At 61.4% G+C, this 360-nt stretch carries 2 pseudogenes; both read left to right on the top strand.

The annotated features are described in order from the left end of the window. A pseudogene (locus EN807_RS33335) lies at positions 1-174 on the top strand (YidC/Oxa1 family insertase periplasmic-domain containing protein); the annotation flags it as partial. Then, positions 174-360, top strand: a pseudogene (locus tag EN807_RS33330) (LysE family transporter); the annotation flags it as partial. The pseudogenes EN807_RS33335 and EN807_RS33330, both read left to right, overlap by 1 nt.

The raw sequence follows: 360 nt of genomic DNA, 5'->3' as shown, positions 1-360 counted from the left end.
GACGACATCCGGCTCAAGGACTACCATGAGACCGTCGATGACTCGAGCCCGATCATCACGCTGTTCTCGCCCGCTGACACCAAGGACGGTTACTTCACCGAGCTCGGTTACGTTGCAGCGCAGGAAGTCGGCGGCGTTCCCGGTCCGACCACCGTCTGGACGCTCGCAAGCGGGTGGGACTCGGGGCTCTTATGGCCGCGTCGGAGTTCTGGTTCGGTGTCGTCAAATGGGCGGGGGTCTGCTACCTTGTTTACCTTGGCATCATGCTTCTGCGTTCAAGAGGGACGCTTGACGGCGCTCTCGGCTCTGCAGAGGCAAACAGGGCCGCGTCGGCGCGTTCAATCTTCCTGAAGAGCTTTC

Origin of the sequence: Mesorhizobium sp. M5C.F.Ca.ET.164.01.1.1 (assembly GCF_004792125.1) — a bacterium.
GTDB lineage: Bacteria > Pseudomonadota > Alphaproteobacteria > Rhizobiales > Rhizobiaceae > Mesorhizobium > Mesorhizobium wenxiniae.
The sequence above is the reverse complement of the archived record's forward strand: the minus strand, read 5'-3'. Positions and strand labels throughout refer to the sequence as shown.